The sequence below is a fragment of the Paraburkholderia sp. A3BS-1L genome, from assembly GCF_051125215.1.
Taxonomy (GTDB): Bacteria; Pseudomonadota; Gammaproteobacteria; order Burkholderiales; family Burkholderiaceae; genus Paraburkholderia.
On record NZ_CP120444.1, the window covers coordinates 173,624 to 191,828 of the forward strand.

An 18,205-nucleotide genomic window follows, 5' to 3' on the forward strand; every position below is an offset into this window, starting at 1 on the left:
AAACATGAATCGCTCTGATGCTGTGGTCAGAAACAACTTGCTAGCACGCCTGGAACGGCTGCCGGTGATGCTCTCGCACTACATCTGGGCTGGGCTGCTCGCGGCCAACCTGATGCTGGAGTACTACGACAATGCCATCTTCGCCTATGCAATTCCCACGATCAAAACGCATACCAATCTGACGCTGGAGCAAATTGGCTACGTCACGAGCGCTTTCTTCGTCGGCATGATCGCCGGCGCGCTCGTGGGCGGCATGCTTTCGGACAGACTGGGGCGTCGCTCGGTGCTCGTCTGGTCCACTGCGCTGTATTCGGTGGGTGCATTGGCGACGGCATTCGCACCCGGCTACGAGACCATACTCGTCGCTCGCGTGGTCACGGGACTCGGCGTGCAGGCGGCCACCTCTGTGCTGTTGGTCTATGTCGCCGAAATGTTTCCTAGCCATACTCGCGGGCGCTTTGCTTCGATCGTATCGACTGGGTATGTCGTCTCTGGCGTTGGCGCTGCGGCGCTGACGATGTACCTGCTCCCGCATAGCGGCCCCAATGGCTGGCGTCATCTGATGCTCGCCGGCAGTATTGGTCTGGTGATAGCGCCGATCGCGCGTTTCACCCTTCCGGAGTCGGTGCGCTGGTATGCCTCGAAGGGACGGTTCGCATGCGCCGAAAAGGTGTTGGAAAAACTTGAAATGCGCGCACTGCGACAAGGTCCGCTCGCCGAGCCGCAGGTGAGCGCCGCGCTGGAAGCCGGCAAGCAGCCGACCTTGCGCGAACTGTTGAAGAACACCAGTGTGCGGCGCACCATCGCTGTCCTCGCGTTTGGCTATTTCGGTGCTTACCTGGGTTTCTACCTTTGGGGGAACTGGGTCACGTACGCAATGGTTCAGGGCCTCAAGTACTCCGAGGAAGACGCGTACTACGCGATGTTCATCTGGAACGTGGTCTATGTCGTCACGCCGTTGCTCACCATGTACATGCTCGACCGGTGCGAGCGAAAGTCAATGATTCTCGGTGCAGCGGTCTTCAGCGCGCTGTCGCTCGCCTTGTTGGGTGCCTCGACCAGTCACTGGGCCGTGATGGCCACGGGTAGCGCCGTCTCCATCATCACAGGCATCGTCCTCAACGCGTACTTCACCTATATCCCCGAGACGATTCCCACCCAGTTGCGTGCGTTGGGCAGCGGCGTGGTGATTTCCGGCGGCCGATTCGGCGGGGCGGTATCCGGCGTTCTGGGGGCGGCGCTTTTTTCCTCTGGGGGCATGAAGAGCGTGATGCTGGTCGCGGGGGCCTGCTACATCATCTTTACTATTCCTGTCGTCGTGTTCGGGCCGCGCACCACGAATCGCTCGCTCGAATTGGTGACGAAGGAGGAACTGGGTAGTGCGAATGAAGATGGACTTTCTCGCGGAGCCGGCGTATTGCAGGAATGAGAGGTTGTTGAGAACGGGCCCGACACTCGGCTCCGCCACAAACTTCTATTCACAACTATCGTGATCGACAGGAAAAGGGAATTCATATGCAGGTGACTGAGCAGATGAAACTGGACTTGGCGCGTGACGGCGCCATCGTCGCCCGAGGCTTGTTTTCGCCCGAACGGCTCAGGCGGATGCGCGAGGCTTTCGACTACGGGATCGCCCACCCGAGCCCGAAGCACGGCTACGTCTTCAAAGGTACGCCGGATGAGCATTTCAACGACTACGGCAACATCGCCAATCGCGATGTGCACATCGCGACGATCAAGGCGCTGGCGCTCGATGAATTCGTGGCGTCGCTATGGGATTCCGAGCATGTGTGGTTCAAAGGCGAGGAGATCTTCATTAAGAAGGGGGGGAGGGCTGGGCGATCGCCGTGGCACCAGGACAACTCGTACACGCCGGTGAGCGGGCCGCAGATGCTCAACATCTGGACCTGTTTTGAAAAGATACCTCGCAAGAACGTGCTCGAAGTCGTCCGCGGCTCGCACCTCGGCATTCAGTACAACGGCACCTCTTACGCAGATGCGGGCAATCACACTACGCCGTTGTGGACCAACACCGACTGGCCCAATCTCCCAGACATCGAGGGCGAGCGAGCGAAGGATCCGGCGTCGTGGGATGTCCTTTCCTGGGATCTGGAGTTGGGCGACGCGCTAGTGTTCCACTCCGGCTCGCTGCACGGTGGTGCTCCCGTGACCCCAGACTGCCCGGACCGGCACACTCTCGTCTACCGGTTCTTCGGCGACAAGCTGTTCTACCGCCCCCTGCCGGCTGGGGGGGGATAACTACCTCTACGACATCAGCGGGCTCAACGATCCGTCGCTGACGCCAGGTGAGCCGTTTCGCGCCGCGTGGTGCACGCAGCTGCGCTGATACCGGCATCGCCTGGTGGGAGAGAGTGGCTGTGTCCGCATGCGCTGCGGATGCGGCTGCATCACTGAAGAACGGAAGACCAACAACGGCGGCAACCCCAACCGAGACACACGATGCAAGCTGCATGTTGTGCAGCAGGTCCGGCGGCCATGTGTCGGTCCCCAGACCGAATCTGGCGCAAATAGATGACGTGTGCGCGATATCGTTAATAGATATGGATATCTTATCGATTGAAAAGAAAAGTATTCCAGACAGAGAGAGCCGTGACGTCCCAGCGAGCGGATAGGTCGAACTGTCCCTTGCGAATTCGATGCATCAACTCGATGCCTGAAATCGTGGTCGAGGCACTTCTGAACCGTTTGAACCCGAGCACCACGTTCGCTCTGGACTTGATGTTTCGATGGTCCTTTTCGATCATGTTGTTGAGGTACTTCGAGGAGCGCACCTTCGTTTCCTCGGGAAGCAGGCCATCTATTTTCATCTCACGCACGGCCCGATGCGACGCGGCATACCCATCGAGCGTGACCGTCTCCGGTGGCCGGCCCTGATGCCTGGTTGCCTTGCTGAAAAAAGCCTTCACTGCAGCCACATCGCGGTTTGCCCTGAGTACGAAGTCTACCGTCTGGTCGCATCTATCCACCGCCCGATACCAGATAAGCCCACTTTCCCCGGATCTTGAGATACGTCTCGTCAACCCGCCAGGACCGTCCCGCAGGCGCTGCGAAGTGGTTCCAGCGCTTGACGAACTTGGGGCTATAGCGCCGAACACAACGCAGGATCGTCGTGTGAGCAAGCGACAACCCTCGCTCAGCCATCATCTCGACGAGATCGCGCAGGCTGAGTTTATAGCGCAGATACCAGCACACGCAGAGAATGATCACGTCGCGGTCAAAGGGGCCGGGGCGCGAACAGTCCGTCCAGATTCTTCAGCTCGCTCATTGCGGGCTCTCAAAGTGATTGGCTCCCCACTCTAATCGATTCGTCGAGCGCTAATTGCACCACAGCCATCGCGCCGGTGAATGATGGTCGACTTGGTCATGGTCGTACCAGAGAGGTTGAATGGCTGAGTTTGAGCGTCCGCATTGCCGAATGATCAAGCGCCGGATCGTATTATACGTAACATATGTAATTATTTGGCGGTCGGCGATTGTCCGCAAAGCCAAAGGGTTACTGGATGGGTAGGTGTTTACGATAGTCGCATTGGGCTATGCATAAAGTCTCACTCAAGGTAGCCTTTTTGCGTAACGATCGTAATGTTATGAAATTCAAGATCCAACGGGCTGGGGTTCGCGTTGCGCGCGACAATCGTCGCGCAGCTCGACCGCGCCGAAGGACGTGACCATCGCGGCCGACGAAGGGATCCGCGCGGACACGACGCTCGAAGCGGTATCGAAGATCCGCCCTGCACTGCAGGACGGCGTGATTACTGCGGGCAACGCAAGCAAGTCATCGGACGGCGCGTCGGTCTGCGTCGTGATGAACGGCAAGCTCGCGGAGCAGCGCGGATTGCAGCCGCTCGGGATCTATCGCGGCTTCGCGATTGCTGGCTGAGAGCCCGACGAGATGGGGGGGCGGTGTTTGCCGTGCCTCGCCTGCTCGAACGTGCGAGCGTGAAGCTTGATGAAGTTGGCCTGTGGGAGCTGAACAAGGCGTTCTCGGTGCAGGTGCTGTACTGCCGCGATAAGCTTGGCATTCCATACTATCGTCTGAACGTGGATGGCGAGGTCATCGTAGTGGGGAATCCGTTTGGGGTCAGCGGCGGGCGTCTCGTGGGTCATGCGCTGATCGAAGGCAAGCAGCGCGGCGTCAAGTACGTCGTGGTCACGATGTGCATAGGTGGCGGCCAGGGCGCGGCCGGGCTGTTCGAGGTCTGTTAATCGAAAGGAAAGCGAAATGGTGGTGAAGAAACTGTTACAGCTCGACGGGCGCGTCGCGCTGGTGACGGGCGGCTCGCGCGGTCTCGGCCTTCAGATGGCCGAGGCGCTCGGCGATATGGGTTGCATGGTGGTGATGTCGGCGCGCAAGGCCGATGAACTCGCTGCGGCCGAAACGCAGCTGAGGGCGCGGGGTATTGATGCAAGGGCAGTCGTTTTCGACCTGCAGAAGTTCGACCGGATTCCGGCGCTTGTCGACGAGGTGCTGTCCACGCATGGCTGCGTCGACGTCCTGGTGAACAACGCGGGCGCGACCTGGGGCGCGCCCGCCGAGGAGTATCCGGATGAGGCGTGGCACAAGGTGATGAACCTGAACGTGAGCGCCCCCTTTTCCCTGACGCGTGAGATTGCGCGCCGCAGCATGATTCCGCGCAGGAGCGGCAAGATCATCAACATCGCGTCGATTGCGGGGCTGAGGGGATCGCTGGAGGGCATAACGAGGATCGCGTACAACACATCAAAGGCGGCGATGATCAATCTCACGCGCGCGCTTGCAACCGAGTGGGGGCGTCACGGGATCAACGTAAACGCAATCTGCCCAGGCTTCTTGCCGACGAAGATGACGGCGGGCCATCTCGACCGCGCCGGCGAGCAGATGATCGAGCGCACGCCGTTGCGGCGTCTCGGCGGCGACGAGGATCTGAAGGGCGCGCTCGTTTACTTCGCAAGCGATGCTTCGCGACACGTCACGGGCCGGTATCTGGCGATCGATGGCGGGGTCTCGGCATGACGTCGGACGATGTACAACGCCTCTTCAGCGGCACGCGTCCGGTTGCGGATGCGCATGCGTTCGACATCAGGCGGCTGCGCGACTATATGCGCGAGCAAGTCGACGGGTTTTCAGGCGAATTGCACATCGAACAATTCAAGGGCGGACAGTCGAATCCGACTTTTCGTCTCGAAGCCGGCGGCCAACGCTACGTGATGCGCCGCAAGCCGCCTGGCGTGCTGCTGCCGTCTGCGCACGCGGTCGACCGCGAGTTCCGCGTGATCCGCGCACTGGCCGATACAGACGTGCCAGTCGCGCACGCGTACGCGCTCTGTGAGGATGTCGAAGTCATAGGGGCGGCGTTCTACATCATGGAGTACGTCGAGGGGCGGATCTTTTGGGGCAGCTCGCTTCCGGGGCTGTCGAGTGGGGAGCGTGGCGCGCTGTACGACGAGATGAACCGCGTGATCGCGGCGCTCCATTCGGTCGATCCAGGCGCGGTCGGGCTCGCCAACTACGGCAAGCCCGGCAATTACATCGAGCGTCAGATTGCGCGCTGGACGAAACAGTATCGCGCTGCGGAGACCGGGCGCATAGAAGCGGTCGACTGCCTGATCGACTGGCTGCCGCGGCATATTCCGGCGGGCGACGAAAGTCGGATCGTGCACGGCGATTACCGGCTCGACAACGTGATTTTTCATCCGACCGAACCCCGGATTGTCGCCGTGCTCGACTGGGAACTTTCGACGCTCGGCCATCCGCTCGCCGACTTTGCCTACCACTGCATGACGTGGCGCATGCCCGAGCATCAGGGGCGCGGGCTTGCCGGCATCGATCTCGACGCACTCGGTATTCCCGACGAGGCGATCTACCTGCAGCGCTATTTGCAGCGCGTGTCACGGGCTTCGACCGATACGGTATCGGATGCGAATTGGGGCTATTACCTCGTGTTCAACCTGTTCCGGCTCGTCGGGATTCTGCAGGGCGTGTACGCGCGCGCGTTGCAGCGCAACGCTTCGAGTGCGATGGCGCTCGAGGTGGGCAAGCGTACTCGACCGCTCGCCGAAGACGCATGGAGCCTTGCTCAGCGGATCGACGCACTACGCTGAGCAATGCGATTCGATAACGGCTGGCGTGCGACGCGCACAGGCCGGCCAATGATGGAAGGAGACAGCGGATGAATTTCGAATATTCGAGCAGGGTAAACGATCTCCAGAAACGTGTGAGAGCGTTCATGGACGAATATGTCTATCCGGCTGAGGCGCAATTCGAGGCGGAAATGGACGCGGCACGCAAGTCGGGCAACGCGTGGCAATGCGCACCCGTGATGGAAGTGCTCAAGGAGCGGGCGAAAGCGGCCGGGCTGTGGAATCTGTTCCTGCCCGAGTCGCAGTTCGGCGCGGGGCTGACGAACCTGGAATACGCGCCGCTGTGCGAAATCATGGGCCGTTCGTCGATCGGCTCTGAGCCGTTCAATTGCTCGGCTCCGGACACCGGCAACATGGAGACGCTGGTGCGCTACGGCAGCGAAGCTCAGCAGCAGCAGTGGCTGCTCCCGCTGCTCAATGGGACGATCCGGTCGGGCTTCGCGATGACCGAGCCGGGGGTGGCATCGTCGGATGCGACGAATATTGCGGCGCATATCGAGCGTGACGGCGATCACTACGTGATCAACGCGCGCAAATGGTGGACGTCGGGCGCAAACGATCCTCGCTGCAAGATCCTGATCTTCATGGGCAAGACCGAGCCTGATCATCCGGACGCGCACCGCCGCCAGTCGATGATTCTCGTGCCGATGGATACACCGGGCGTCACCGTGCTGCGTCATCTGCCGGTGTTCGGCTACGACGACGCGCCGCATGGCCACGCGGAGGTGCTGTTCGAAAACGTGCGCGTGCCGGTCCGCAACGCGTTGCTTGGCGAGGGTCGCGGTTTCGAGATTGCCCAGGGGCGCCTCGGGCCAGGCCGGATTCACCACTGCATGCGGCTGATCGGGCAGGCGGAGCGCGCGCTCGAGGCGATGTGCCGGCGTACGGGTTCGCGTGTTGCGTTCGGTCGAAGAATCGCCGATCAGGGCGTGACGCGCGAGCGGGTTGCCGAGGCGCGGATCATGATCGATCAGGCACGCTTCCTGGTCCTGCACGCCGCATGGAAGATGGACGTGCTCGGCAACAAGGCGGCGCGCAAGGAGATCGCGATGATCAAGGTCGCCGCGCCCGCGATGGCCTGCCAGGTAATCGACTGGGCGATCCAGGCGCATGGCGCGGGCGGCGTCAGTGAAGACTTCTTCCTCGCGCGCGCATTTGCGGGGGCTCGCACGCTGCGTCTTGCCGATGGTCCTGACGAAGTGCACCGAAATGCGATCGCGAAGATGGAACTCGGCCCCTACCTTTAACCCGCGATGCCCGATCAAGAACGACTGAGTGAATCCATGTCTGAAACTCGGTCGCCAGTCTGGCCCGCTCATCTGCCGCCGCATCTGACGCTTCCGGCGACGAACCTGTTCTCTAACGCCGAAGTCTCGGCAATGCGCTATCTGCACAAGCCGTTTATCGTGTTCTACGCCACGCCGGTCACGTTCACGCAGTTCAAGGACGAGGCCGAGCGTGTGGCGGGCTTTCCCCAGCAGCGCTGCGGCGTGAAGGCCGGCGACCGCGTGCTGCTGTATATGCAGAACAGCCCGCAATGGATGATCGCGTACTACGGGATCTTGCGCGCGAACGCGGTCGTCGTGCCGGTCAATCCAATGAACTTGACGGACGAACTGCATCACTACGCGGAGGGCAGCGGCGCGCGCACCGTGTTTGTCGCACAGGAGCTTTATCCGCGTTTCGCGTCGTACACGTCCGGCACGACCGGTAAGCCGAAAGGCTGTATGCATACCCATCGCAGCGTGATGTGCACGGCGGTCGGCGGACTCCAGTGGCTCGGCGGCACGCCGGACACAGTCGCGCTCTGGGTGCTGCCGATGTCCCATGTGACGGGCATGCAAGGCGGCCTGAACGGCCCGCTCCCACAGCGGCGCGACGGGTGAAGCGCGGGCGCGCACTCTCGGCTGCCAAGTTCACGATCGGCCGCGTCGGTACGCTTGTCGCCGAGGAATCGATCCAGTTGCATGGTGGCATTGGCATGACCTGGGAGCTGCCGCTCGCTATGCCAAGCGATTGGTGATGGTAGGTCACCAGTTCGGCGACGAAGATCACCATCTGGAACGCTATGTGGCGCTCGGCCGAGCCTGAAATGAAACTCTTTACCGCAGAAGCACTCTCGAGCAAACACAGTGGAGGTTACATGGCTGACACCAGCAAAGTTCAAAGCGCACTAATCGTAGTGGCGCATCCGCTCAGCAACTCACTCTCTCATACGTTAGCTGAACGTATCGCCGGGAGTCTATCCAGCAAAGGTATCAGCCCTCAGGTAGCAGACATACATCAAGAGCAGTTCTCCCCCGCCATGTCTATTGAAGACGTGAACCATTACCGCGGTTATGGCGAGCTTCCTTCCGATGTTGCAGCAGAGCAAGCAAGGATTGATGGCGCTGACATGCTGGTCGTGGTATTTCCAGTGTATTGGTGGTCGGTTCCCGCCGTGCTCAAAGGATGGGTCGAGCGCGTCTTTACAGGAGGGTGGGCGTTTAAGACAGACGCGAGCGGACGCATCGTAGGGAACATGCGCGACATCCCCGTGCGACTCATTGCGACCGGCGCAGCTGACAAGGGGAGCTTCGATAGGCATGGCTATACGCAAGCCATTCAGACTCAGATCATCGAGGGTGTGTTCGGATTCTGCGGATTAAGGGATACACAGATCTCAATGTTCTATGATGCCGATAAAGCCGATTCTAGGGCGATTGATCGCTTCATTGAGGAACTGGCGCCGATGTTAGACCCGGATACGGAAACTACGCCGGAGTAGCGATTCTGTTCGAGCCAACCTCTTAAGCGGAGGGCTGGTCAGGCTTCCGTTTCCAGATTCTCGGCGATCCGCAGTCGGATCCATTCGAGCTACTGGATAATATTGTGCAGATGACCTGCCCCCGGTTTTAGTCCGGCCTGCAGTTAGTTTAGAGGCCAGTTGAGGCTGACCCGGAATCAGGGCCGTCCTGAATTGGAATTTTCCGGCTCGTCCGGATCTGGCTTGGCCATCTCGTCCTTGAAGAGGGAGTCATTGCGGACATAACGAGGATTCGATTCAGAAGGAGGGCGAAATTTGGCGTTGTCGCCAAAGTAACCCCGAGCCAGCGTTTGGCGGGTGGGGCAGTTGGCGTCGACCGGTGGCGGGACCGACTGAACGTCTACGGCGACGGGCGGCAAAGGCACGCTGCGGTCGGGCGTGGTGCTGCCCGCTGTGAAGGGGATTCATGAATCGAATACCCCTCGATTCAAAATATAAATTTCGGAAAGGCTACGGAATTCGATATGATTTGCAGTTCTTATCTATTTGAGGCGCGCGACGGATATCCAACGTGCGAAGCTGCTCGCGGAACAGCGCTCACACCTGATTGAGTCTGATGACTTGAAACGCAGGCCAGACTAGTTGCGACGGTCGCTACTGGTAATTCACCTATGACATTACTGATTGGAGTTCCTCTCGAGACGGCCACACAGGAGCGGCGCGTAGCAACCGTGCCTGACGTGGTCGAGAAGCTGATCAAGCTGGGGTTTCCGGTGGCCGTGCAAAGCGGCGCTGGCGCAGGCGCGAACTTCAGCGACGACGACTATCGCGCGGCCGGTGCCGAGGTGGTGGCTTCCGCTGCCGATCTGTGGGGCCGCAGCGATATCGTTTTCAAGGTGCGTCCGCCGGGCAGCGAAGAAGTGGCGCTGATGTGCGAAGGCGGCAAGCTGATCGGTTTCGTCTGGCCGGCCCAGAATCCGGAACTGATGCAGCAGCTGGCCGCGAAGCGGGCCACGGTGCTGGCCATCGATTCGCTGCCGCGCACGCTGTCGCGCGCGCAGAAGATGGACGCGCTCACGTCGATGGCCGGCGTGAGCGGCTACCGCGCCGTCATCGAGGCGGCCAATGCGTTCGGCCGCTACTTCAACGGCCAGATCACGGCGGCCGGCAAGGTGCCGCCGGCCAAGGTCTTTATCGCCGGCGCGGGCGTGGCAGGTCTCGCGGCCATCGGCACGGCCGCGGGCCTGGGTGCGATCGTGCGCGCCAACGACACGCGCTCCGAGGTTGCCGACCAGGTCAAGTCGCTGGGCGGCGAATTCGTCAAGGTCGACTACGAGGAAGAGGGCTCGGGCGGCGGTGGCTACGCCAAGGTGATGAGCGAGGGCTTCCAGCAGGCGCAGCGCGCGATGTACGCGCAGCAGGCGAAGGACGCGGACATCATCATCACCACCGCGCTGATTCCGGGCAAGCCGGCGCCGAAGCTCATCACGGCGGAGATGGTGCAGTCGATGAAGTCGGGCAGCGTGATCGTCGACATGGCGGCCGAGCAAGGTGGTAACTGCGAGCTCACGGTGCCCGGCGAGGCGGTGGTGCGCCACGGCGTGACCATCATCGGCTACACGGATCTCGCATCGCGTCTGGCGAGGCAGTCGTCCACGCTGTATGCGACCAACCTGCTGCGCGTGGTCGAGGAGTTGTGCAAGAACAAGGACGGCACGATCAACGTCGACTTCGACGACGACGCGATCCGTGGTCTCACGGTCATCAAGGAAGGCAGCGTTACCTGGCCGCCGCCGCCGCTCAAGCAGCCGGCAGCAGCACCGAAGCCCCCGCCGCCGCCGGCCGCCGCGCCTGCTTCCAAACGCCATGGCCACAGCAGCGACGAACCGATGTCGGCCAGGGCGCTCGCGATTGTGTTCGGCCTGGGCGCATTGGCTTTCCTGCTGGTCGGCCAGTTCGCGCCGGCCACATTCCTCTCGCACTTCACGGTGTTCGTGCTGGCCTGCTTCGTCGGCTACATGGTGATCTGGAACGTCACGCCGTCGCTGCATACGCCGCTGATGAGCGTCACCAATGCGATCTCGTCGATCATCGCGATCGGCGCGCTGGTGCAGGTCGCGCCGCCTTTGGGCGGGCGCGCGGCGGGCGACCGGCCAGCGGGGCTGATCCTGGGCCTGGCGGTGGGCGCGCTGACGCTCACGGGCGTCAACATGTTCGGCGGCTTCGCGGTGACGCGGCGCATGCTGGCCATGTTCCGCAAATAAGAAGGGGACGACAACCATGACTTCCAATCTGACTACCGTCTCCTACATCGGCGCGGCCATCCTCTTCATCCTCAGCCTCGGCGGGCTGGCCAATCCCGAAACCGCGCGCCGCGGCAACCTGCTCGGGATGATCGGCATGCTCATCGCCGTGCTCGCCACGGTACTGGGCCCGCGCGTGTCGGCCGAAGGTATTCCATATGTCGTTGCCGCACTGGCCGTCGGCGGCGCGGTCGGCCTGTTCGCCGCGAAGAAGGTGCAAATGACGCAGATGCCCGAACTGGTTGCGCTGATGCACAGCCTGGTCGGTCTGGCCGCCTGCCTTGTGGGCTTTGCCAGCTACATCGACACGTCGGTGCAGTTCACGGGCAGCGAGAAGGCCATCCACGAAGTTGAGATCTATGTCGGCATCCTGATCGGCGCCGTGACCTTTGCGGGCTCGGTCATTGCGTTCGGCAAGCTGTCTGGCAAGATCGGCGGCAAGCCGCTGCTGCTGCCGGCGCGGCACTGGCTCAATCTGGCTGCGCTGGCGGTGGTGATGGTGTTCGGCCGAGCGTTCCTTCATGCGGAAACGATTCAGGCCGGCATGACGCCGCTCATCGTGATGACGGTGGTGTCGCTGCTGTTCGGCGTGCATATGGTGATGGCGATCGGAGGCGCGGACATGCCCGTCGTGGTGTCGATGCTTAACAGCTACTCGGGCTGGGCGGCGGCGGCCACTGGCTTCATGCTCGGCAACGACCTGCTGATCGTGATCGGCGCATTGGTGGGCTCGTCGGGCGCGATTCTTTCGTACATCATGTGCCGCGCGATGAACCGCAACTTCATCAGCGTGATTGCCGGCGGCTTCGGCACCGGCAGCGGTGCGTCCGCGCCAGCCGGTGGCGGTGTTCAGCCCACCGGCGAAGTGGTAGCAGTGAGCGCGCGCGAAACGGCCGAGATGCTGCGCGAGGCCAGGAGCGTGATTATCGTGCCCGGGTATGGGATGGCCGTGGCGCAAGCCCAGCATACCGTGCATGAACTCACCAAGGTGCTGCGCGAGAAGGGAGTCGACGTGCGCTTCGCGATCCATCCGGTGGCCGGCCGGATGCCGGGCCACATGAACGTGCTGCTCGCCGAAGCGAAGGTGCCTTACGACATCGTGATGGAGATGGACGAGATCAACGCGGATTTCCACGAGGCCGACGTGTCGATGGTGATTGGCGCGAACGATATCGTGAACCCGGCGGCGCAGGAAGATCCGGCCAGCCCCATCGCCGGCATGCCGGTGCTGGAGGTGTGGAAGGCGAAGACCTCGATCGTGATGAAGCGGAGCATGGCCTCGGGCTATGCCGGCGTGGACAACCCGCTCTTCTACAAGGACAACAACCGGATGCTGTTCGGCGATGCGAAAACGATGCTGAACGAGGTCTTTGGGGCGCTGAAGGGCTAAGATCATCGCGAGATCGTGTTGCTGCGAGTGTTGCCAGCCCGCAACGTCGCCGCAGGATTACCACGGGGGCAAGAGCGGGGCATTGGACCATCGTTTTTCGCGCATCAAGTCCATTCTGTTCCGCCGTTCCGTGGGGGTAGATCCGGGGGTAACCGGGTATCATCACATCGCCCTAACCGTTACAGGACGGAGCTGAGCAGCCACGATGTGAACCCGACCCGGGCCCGCGCGTTTATTTGCACGATATTGTTCCTCAGGCACTGGCAGATGGCAGCCCAGAACCATGTCGGGAACACCGCGTTAGCAGTAGCAGCCCGGTGTCAAGCGCGAAAGCAATACCCACGACGGCCGAAGCAGGCGTTTTCCCGATTCTCAATGCTGGATCGGGTGAATCTGGCATCAAATTTGACATAATCTTATTGATCGATTTTTTGCATTATAATGTAGGATTCCATATTAAATATTCGGAATGTTTATTTACATCGACTTGGGCTTCAAGTCGCCCGCAATTGACTCGATTGCTGACTAGCGAACCGGTATAAGAGGGCCGCCCCCAGCGAACCTCACGTCCGCCACCACGCGTTCCACAGTCGCTTTTTTCCGGCCCATGCGCGTTCGATCATCTCCATCGCTTCCGCCGCTTGCTTTTTTCTGCCCAGTGACGCGGCGTCGTTTCTGTTTGCACGCGCACCCAAGCGGCGCGCTCGCTCCCGCGCCGCTTCAAACTGTCGATCCGTACCCGGTTATCCGACGACTAGATCGGCCTCGTGCAGCAGCGCCGCAATGGTACGCTCGGGGGCCTGAATCCGGAGCATGGGTCCTGCACGAGAGCCTCCACCGATACTGCAGGATAGCCCTCTTCGAAATATTCCAGGAGCCGCTGGACCTGGTTGCCCGGAATCTCCAGCCGCGCACACACCGAGCAGACGCGCAGGCGGCTGACGCTTAATCTCACTGCTGGATTCCACCGCAACATTGAGATCACGTTGGGACGCGGATCCGGCAACACACGGAATCACTGGTCGGGCAGTTCCGTCAGATAGCCCGCACGGAGAACGCCCGGAAGTAGCGAAGCGCTACTCGGCCACCCATGTCGCCAACGCCAGCTCGTGCAACCTTCTTTCATCCATCGGCGCTTACTTCAGCGCGCCTTCGGCCACGAGCACTTCGTGCGCCGCCTTGAACGCGTTGAGGCCGTGCGGGATGCCCGAGTAAGCGGTTGCGTGCAGAAGCACCGCTTTGATTTCATCGACGCTCACACCGTTGTTGAGTGCGCCCTTGACGTGCAGCTTGAGTTCGTTAGTGTGACCCGCAACAGTCAGCATGCCAAGGTTGAGCAGGCTGCGCGTCTTGCGATCGAGCGTGTCGTCACCCCATGCCCACCCCCAAGCCCATGCAGTGGTTGCGCGCTGGAACGACATCATGAAGGCGTCGGCCTTTTCCATTGAGGCATCGACATATTCCGCGCCGAGAACTTCCCGGCGAATCGGTAATCCTTTCTGGAACAGCGCATCATCTTCTTTCATGATTGGACTCCTCTGTTGACGCAAGAGCGTATGAAAATTTCCCTGGTTTGACGAAACGCCAACGTGGACATCACAAGCTCGTGCAAACGGTGGCAGCAGGCTTGTCGATCGTGCAGCTGAGTCGCGAACTGGAACTCCCATTCATCTACCTAATATCAAACGAGAACGATTGCGTTCTCGACTGCAACATGGGCAACGTTGCGGTCACAGCAGTGAGCCGAATTCGCGCACTGTACTGTGCTGTATGGATGCTACTGTTCGACCCCTTCAAGGGAAACCGACTCAACAAATTGCCTGAGCAGACGAGTGGCGTGATCTGTTTCCCCCAGCGTCCGTAGCAATGCTGCGGGATCGGCACCTTCAGCGCTCAAAGCTGCTGCACTTTGCTCAATGCAAGCGCCAGCAATCTCAGGCGTAAATTCCGGATGGAATTGTGTTGAAATCGCGCTGGGACCATAGCGGACAATCTGATGCCTGTCGTGTGCCGAGTACCCCAGTGCTTGCGCACAGGCTGGCAATTCAATGATGCTTTGCTCGTGGGTGAGGTGTGCAGTGAAGGTCGGCGGCCAGTCCTGAAGAAGGGGATCCCGCAACGCTTCTGGCGAAAGTGTCACCGGATGGCGGCCAACTTCGCGTCCGCGCGGATGATAGTCGACTGTCCCACCCAGAGCATGCGCCATGAGCTGGTGTCCATAGCACACGCCAAGGAGCGGCATCTGAATTTCCATCGCATCGCGAATCCACTGGGCTGTTGCCTCGCTCCAGGGATGACGGTCGGTGACCATCGACCACGAGCCGGTGATGATCCCGACACACTGGGCATCGGGGCGGGGAAGCGTTTCGCCTTCGAAGACGCGTACGACCTCTACAGATTCCCGCGGCCTTTCGAGCGCGCGGCAAAACCAGTCCGGCAGATCGCCGAAGCGAGCCCGAACTTCGTCTGGGGCCGTACCGACCTGAACGATAAGTAATGAAGGAGACACAATGCGTTTGAACTGCGATAGATAGCAAAATGGAATACGAAAAGCGACGGATTCGGGATGGCCGGTAGAACCCGGGAGCGGCGCGCCGCCAGGGGCGCGCTGGATGTCACCGGCAAGCAGCCATGCCATTCACTCGGAAGCCGGGGCGGCCGCTGGTGACCTGAGCGCGGAACACAAGCCAACTTTCGATGCGAACAGGCGGTAGGTCAGAGCGGTCGCGACAAGGCCCACCATCCAGGAGACATCCGCACCGCCCGCAATCGAAGCCCAGGGACCATGAAAGAAGCTTTCCTCCATGAACGGCACCTGGATCGCGATGCCAAAAACGTAAATGGCGATGGTCCTGAAATTGAACGATCCGTACACGCCGCCGTTGCTGCTGATGATTTCCACGACCCGGTAATGCCTGTCGTTGATGAGATAGAAGTCGATCAGATTGATCGCAATCCAGGGTGCCAGCACGATGCGCATCGCGAAGATCGCCGTGAGGAAGATCGCGATGAAGTTGCTCGATGCCCACAGCGCAGTTGCGGTCGACGCAACCAGCAGGATGGTCGATACGACGACCCGGATGCCTCGGCCCGGCGCCCAATGCGGTCGGAAGGTTTGTGCGGCGGTGATGATGGATAGCACACCGCCATACAGGTTCATCCCGTTGTGCCCGATGATATTGACCAGAAAAAGGAAGATCAGCACATAGCCGAACATGCCGGTCTGGGTCCGGACGGCCTGCATCGCGTCCGTGGAGTGGCCGGTGCTGACCGCGAGCACACCGAACAGGAACGCGAAGATCGTGCCGAGCGACGTGCCGAAGTAGGTATACGCGAAGGTCTTCGCGAACCCAGCCGAGGTCGGCAGGTAGCGGGAATAATCGGACGTATAAGGCGCAAAGCTGATCTGCCAGACGGCGCACAGTCCGAACATGGCAAACCAGTTGGCAAGCTCGAAATGGCCTTGCTGGAAAATCCGGGCGTTGAGCTGCGGCGCTATCAGCGCGATGCCGACCAGCAGCGCGCTGCCCATGAACCAGGCGCCAACCTTGTTGAAGCGATGAATGAAGTCACAGCCGATCACGCCGACCAGCGTCGCGAGAACCGCGCCCAGGACCGTTGCCAGCGGCACGGATACCGCGGGCGCCGCGGTGTGCAGCGTTTTGCCCGCGAGAATGATGTTCGAGACAAAGAACCCTAAATAGATCAGGATCGTGAAACCGACCACGAGCAGCGACCCATATCGGCCGAATTGCGCGCGGCTTTGAATCATCTGCGGTACGCCAACGAGCGGCCCTTGCGCAGAGGTGAGCGCATGGAAAATGGCGCCAAAGCACTGCCCGGCTGCGATGGCAAGAATCGCGCTCACCAGATCGAGGTGGAAAACCAGCACGGAGGTGGCGCCGGAAATCACGGCAAGCGGCGCGACATTCGTGCAGAACCACAAGGTGAAGAGATCGGCCGGCTTGCCGTGCCGCGCTTCCGGGGCAACATACTCGATCGAGTTGCTTTCGATGGTCAGAACGCTGTTATCGTTCTCCGGGTGTTTCATCGTGTCTCCATCTTGATTGCCGGGCTGCGCCGGGGCGCGGCATTGGCGTAGCCTCTGCGGCTTTGGATCAATGCGGCGGGCGAGAGGCCGTGACCCCTCGCCCACGGTTAGCGCATCACGAACGGATCGCTGATCGCCTCGTCCGACGTGCGAAGCCACACGGACTTCGTCGTCGTGTACTCGAGCGCTGCGCTCAAGCCGCCTTCGCGGCCGTGCCCGGAAAGTCCGAAGCCGCCGAACGGCACGAGCGGGGAAACCGCGCGATAGGTGTTGATCCAGACGATGCCTGAGCGTACGCGCTTCGACACGCGGTGAGCGCGCGTGAGATTGGTCGTGAAAATACCCGCCGCGAGACCATAAACCGTGCTGTTGGCTTTTTCTATCGCTTCCTGTTCCGTCGTGAACGTGTCTACCGAGAGCACCGGGCCGAACAGTTCGGTCGTGATGCTGTCGGCGTTCTCGACGCCGCTGCAATCCAGAATCGTGGGTGCGTAGTAATAGCCGTCACGTTCCAGTCTCTTCGCGCCGGCGAGCACTTTGGCACCTTGATGCACGGAACTCGCGACGACCGACTCGATATTGCGAAGCTGCCGCTCCGTGCACAGCGGTCCGTATTCCGTCTCCATCTCGTTGGGCGAGCCCACACGAATGCGCGAAACGCGTTCGACCAGCAACGCCAGGAACTGCTCCTTCACCGACGCCTCGATCAGCAGGCGTGAACCTGCCACGCAGCTTTGGCCGCTCGCGGCGAAAATGGCCGCGACCTGCGCGTTCACGGCGCTCTGGATATCGGTATCGGCAAAGACGATGAACGGCGACTTGCCGCCCAGTTCCAGCGAGACTTTGGCGAGGTTGTTGGCCGTGTTCCTGACGATGTGGCGCGCGGTCTCGGGGCCGCCGGTGAAGGCGACCTTGTCCACGCCGGGGTGGCCGCTCAGCACCGCGCCGCATTCCGGTCCGAAGCCGGTAATGACGTTGACGACGCCCGCCGGAAATCCTGCTTCGTGCACGAGGCGCGCAAACTCGAGCAAGGGGCCGGGCGCTTCCTCGGAGGCCTTGAGCACCACGGTGCAGCCGGCGGCAAGCGCCGGCCCGACCTTGACGGCGGAAAGAAATAGCTGGCTATTCCATGGCACGATCGCGGCGACCACGCCCACGGGCTGCCGCTCGAGCCAGACCTGCATGTCCGGCTTGTCGACGGGGATGTTGCTCCCTTCGATCTTGTCGGCAATGCCTGCGTAGTACCGGTAGTACTCCGCCACATAGGCAATCTGGCTCGAGGTTTCCCGGATGATCTTGCCGGTGTCGTTGGTTTCAATTTCAGCCAGTCGCGGCGCAGCCTTTTCGACGAGATCGGCGAGCTTGTACAGCAGCTTTCCCCGCGCCGATGCGGAGAGACCCGCCCATTGGGGATCGGTCAACGCGCGGCCGGCGGCCGCCACGGCCCGGTTGACCTCGTCGGTGCGCGCTTCCGGCATCTGTGCCCACACGGTGCCGGTTGCGGGATTCACGCTGCCGAACGTGGCCGCGCCGGGCTCGAAGCGGCCGTCGATATAGAGCTGAAAATGAACATTCAT

At 61.2% G+C, this 18,205-nt stretch carries 13 protein-coding genes and 3 pseudogenes; 11 read left to right on the plus strand and 5 right to left on the minus strand.

Annotated elements, in window-relative coordinates:
- The first annotated feature begins 4 nt into the window (after window positions 1–4).
- Window positions 5–1,429 carry an MFS transporter gene (locus tag P5W99_RS25940; RefSeq protein ID WP_434664978.1) on the plus strand — a complete coding sequence of 475 codons (1,425 nt, stop codon included), beginning with the start codon at window positions 5–7 and terminating at the stop codon, window positions 1,427–1,429.
- Between the two features lie 86 nt (window positions 1,430–1,515).
- A complete protein-coding gene (locus tag P5W99_RS25945) occupies window positions 1,516–2,259 on the plus strand; it encodes a phytanoyl-CoA dioxygenase family protein (RefSeq protein WP_434664980.1) in 744 nt (247 codons plus the stop codon).
- Window positions 2,260–2,570: 311 nt separating this feature from the next.
- Here the strand turns inward: P5W99_RS25945 and P5W99_RS25950 are convergent.
- Window positions 2,571–3,270 (minus strand): IS6 family transposase gene (locus P5W99_RS25950; protein ID WP_434665418.1). Its coding sequence is split into 2 segments (ribosomal slippage): window positions 2,571–2,996 and window positions 2,998–3,270, totalling 699 coding nucleotides; the frame shifts between segments, so codons are not numbered across the junction.
- A gap of 406 nt (window positions 3,271–3,676) precedes the next feature.
- Here P5W99_RS25950 and P5W99_RS25955 point away from each other — a divergent pair.
- The 9 genes and pseudogenes from P5W99_RS25955 to pntB all read left to right on the plus strand — a co-directional run.
- Window positions 3,677–4,224 (plus strand): annotated as a pseudogene (locus P5W99_RS25955) (acetyl-CoA C-acyltransferase); the annotation flags it as partial.
- A 16-nt stretch (window positions 4,225–4,240) separates the two neighbouring features.
- Window positions 4,241–5,011 carry an SDR family oxidoreductase gene (locus P5W99_RS25960; RefSeq protein ID WP_434664981.1) on the plus strand — a complete coding sequence of 257 codons (771 nt, stop codon included), beginning with the start codon at window positions 4,241–4,243 and terminating at the stop codon, window positions 5,009–5,011.
- Window positions 5,008–6,099 (plus strand): phosphotransferase, encoded by a 1,092-nt coding sequence (locus P5W99_RS25965; RefSeq protein ID WP_434664983.1) that lies wholly within the window; start codon window positions 5,008–5,010, stop codon window positions 6,097–6,099. Before P5W99_RS25960 ends, P5W99_RS25965 begins: the two co-directional genes overlap by 4 nt.
- A gap of 68 nt (window positions 6,100–6,167) precedes the next feature.
- Entirely contained in the window at window positions 6,168–7,385 is a 1,218-nt protein-coding gene (locus P5W99_RS25970) for an acyl-CoA dehydrogenase family protein (protein WP_434664985.1), read from the plus strand.
- A gap of 36 nt (window positions 7,386–7,421) precedes the next feature.
- Window positions 7,422–8,003: pseudogene (locus P5W99_RS25975) on the plus strand (AMP-binding protein); the annotation flags it as partial.
- Window positions 8,004–8,011: 8 nt separating this feature from the next.
- Window positions 8,012–8,229, plus strand: a pseudogene (locus P5W99_RS25980) (pimeloyl-CoA dehydrogenase small subunit); the annotation flags it as partial.
- A gap of 1 nt (window position 8,230) precedes the next feature.
- Window positions 8,231–8,905, plus strand: a complete 675-nt coding sequence (locus P5W99_RS25985; protein WP_434664987.1) for an NAD(P)H-dependent oxidoreductase — start codon at window positions 8,231–8,233, stop codon at window positions 8,903–8,905.
- A gap of 650 nt (window positions 8,906–9,555) precedes the next feature.
- Complete coding sequence (locus tag P5W99_RS25990) at window positions 9,556–11,148, plus strand: Re/Si-specific NAD(P)(+) transhydrogenase subunit alpha (RefSeq protein WP_434664989.1); 1,593 nt, start codon at window positions 9,556–9,558, stop codon at window positions 11,146–11,148.
- Between the two features lie 16 nt (window positions 11,149–11,164).
- Window positions 11,165–12,577, plus strand: a complete 1,413-nt coding sequence (gene pntB / locus P5W99_RS25995) for a Re/Si-specific NAD(P)(+) transhydrogenase subunit beta (RefSeq protein ID WP_434664992.1) — start codon at window positions 11,165–11,167, stop codon at window positions 12,575–12,577.
- Window positions 12,578–13,713: 1,136 nt separating this feature from the next.
- On the opposite strand, the gene P5W99_RS26000 is transcribed toward pntB, so the two are convergent.
- From P5W99_RS26000 to P5W99_RS26015, 4 genes are all read right to left on the minus strand, one after another.
- Entirely contained in the window at window positions 13,714–14,103 is a 390-nt protein-coding gene (locus tag P5W99_RS26000; protein WP_434664995.1) for a carboxymuconolactone decarboxylase family protein, read from the minus strand.
- Between the two features lie 251 nt (window positions 14,104–14,354).
- The gene (locus tag P5W99_RS26005) at window positions 14,355–15,215 is read right to left on the minus strand and encodes a glutamine amidotransferase (protein WP_434664998.1); all 861 of its coding nucleotides are present in this window, start codon (window positions 15,213–15,215) and stop codon (window positions 14,355–14,357) included.
- Window positions 15,216–16,787, minus strand: a complete 1,572-nt coding sequence (locus tag P5W99_RS26010; RefSeq protein ID WP_434665000.1) for a purine-cytosine permease family protein — start codon at window positions 16,785–16,787, stop codon at window positions 15,216–15,218.
- Window positions 16,736–18,205: an aldehyde dehydrogenase gene (locus P5W99_RS26015; protein WP_434665002.1), complete on the minus strand. Its 1,470-nt coding sequence runs from the start codon at window positions 18,203–18,205 to the stop codon at window positions 16,736–16,738. Before P5W99_RS26015 ends, P5W99_RS26010 begins: the two co-directional genes overlap by 52 nt.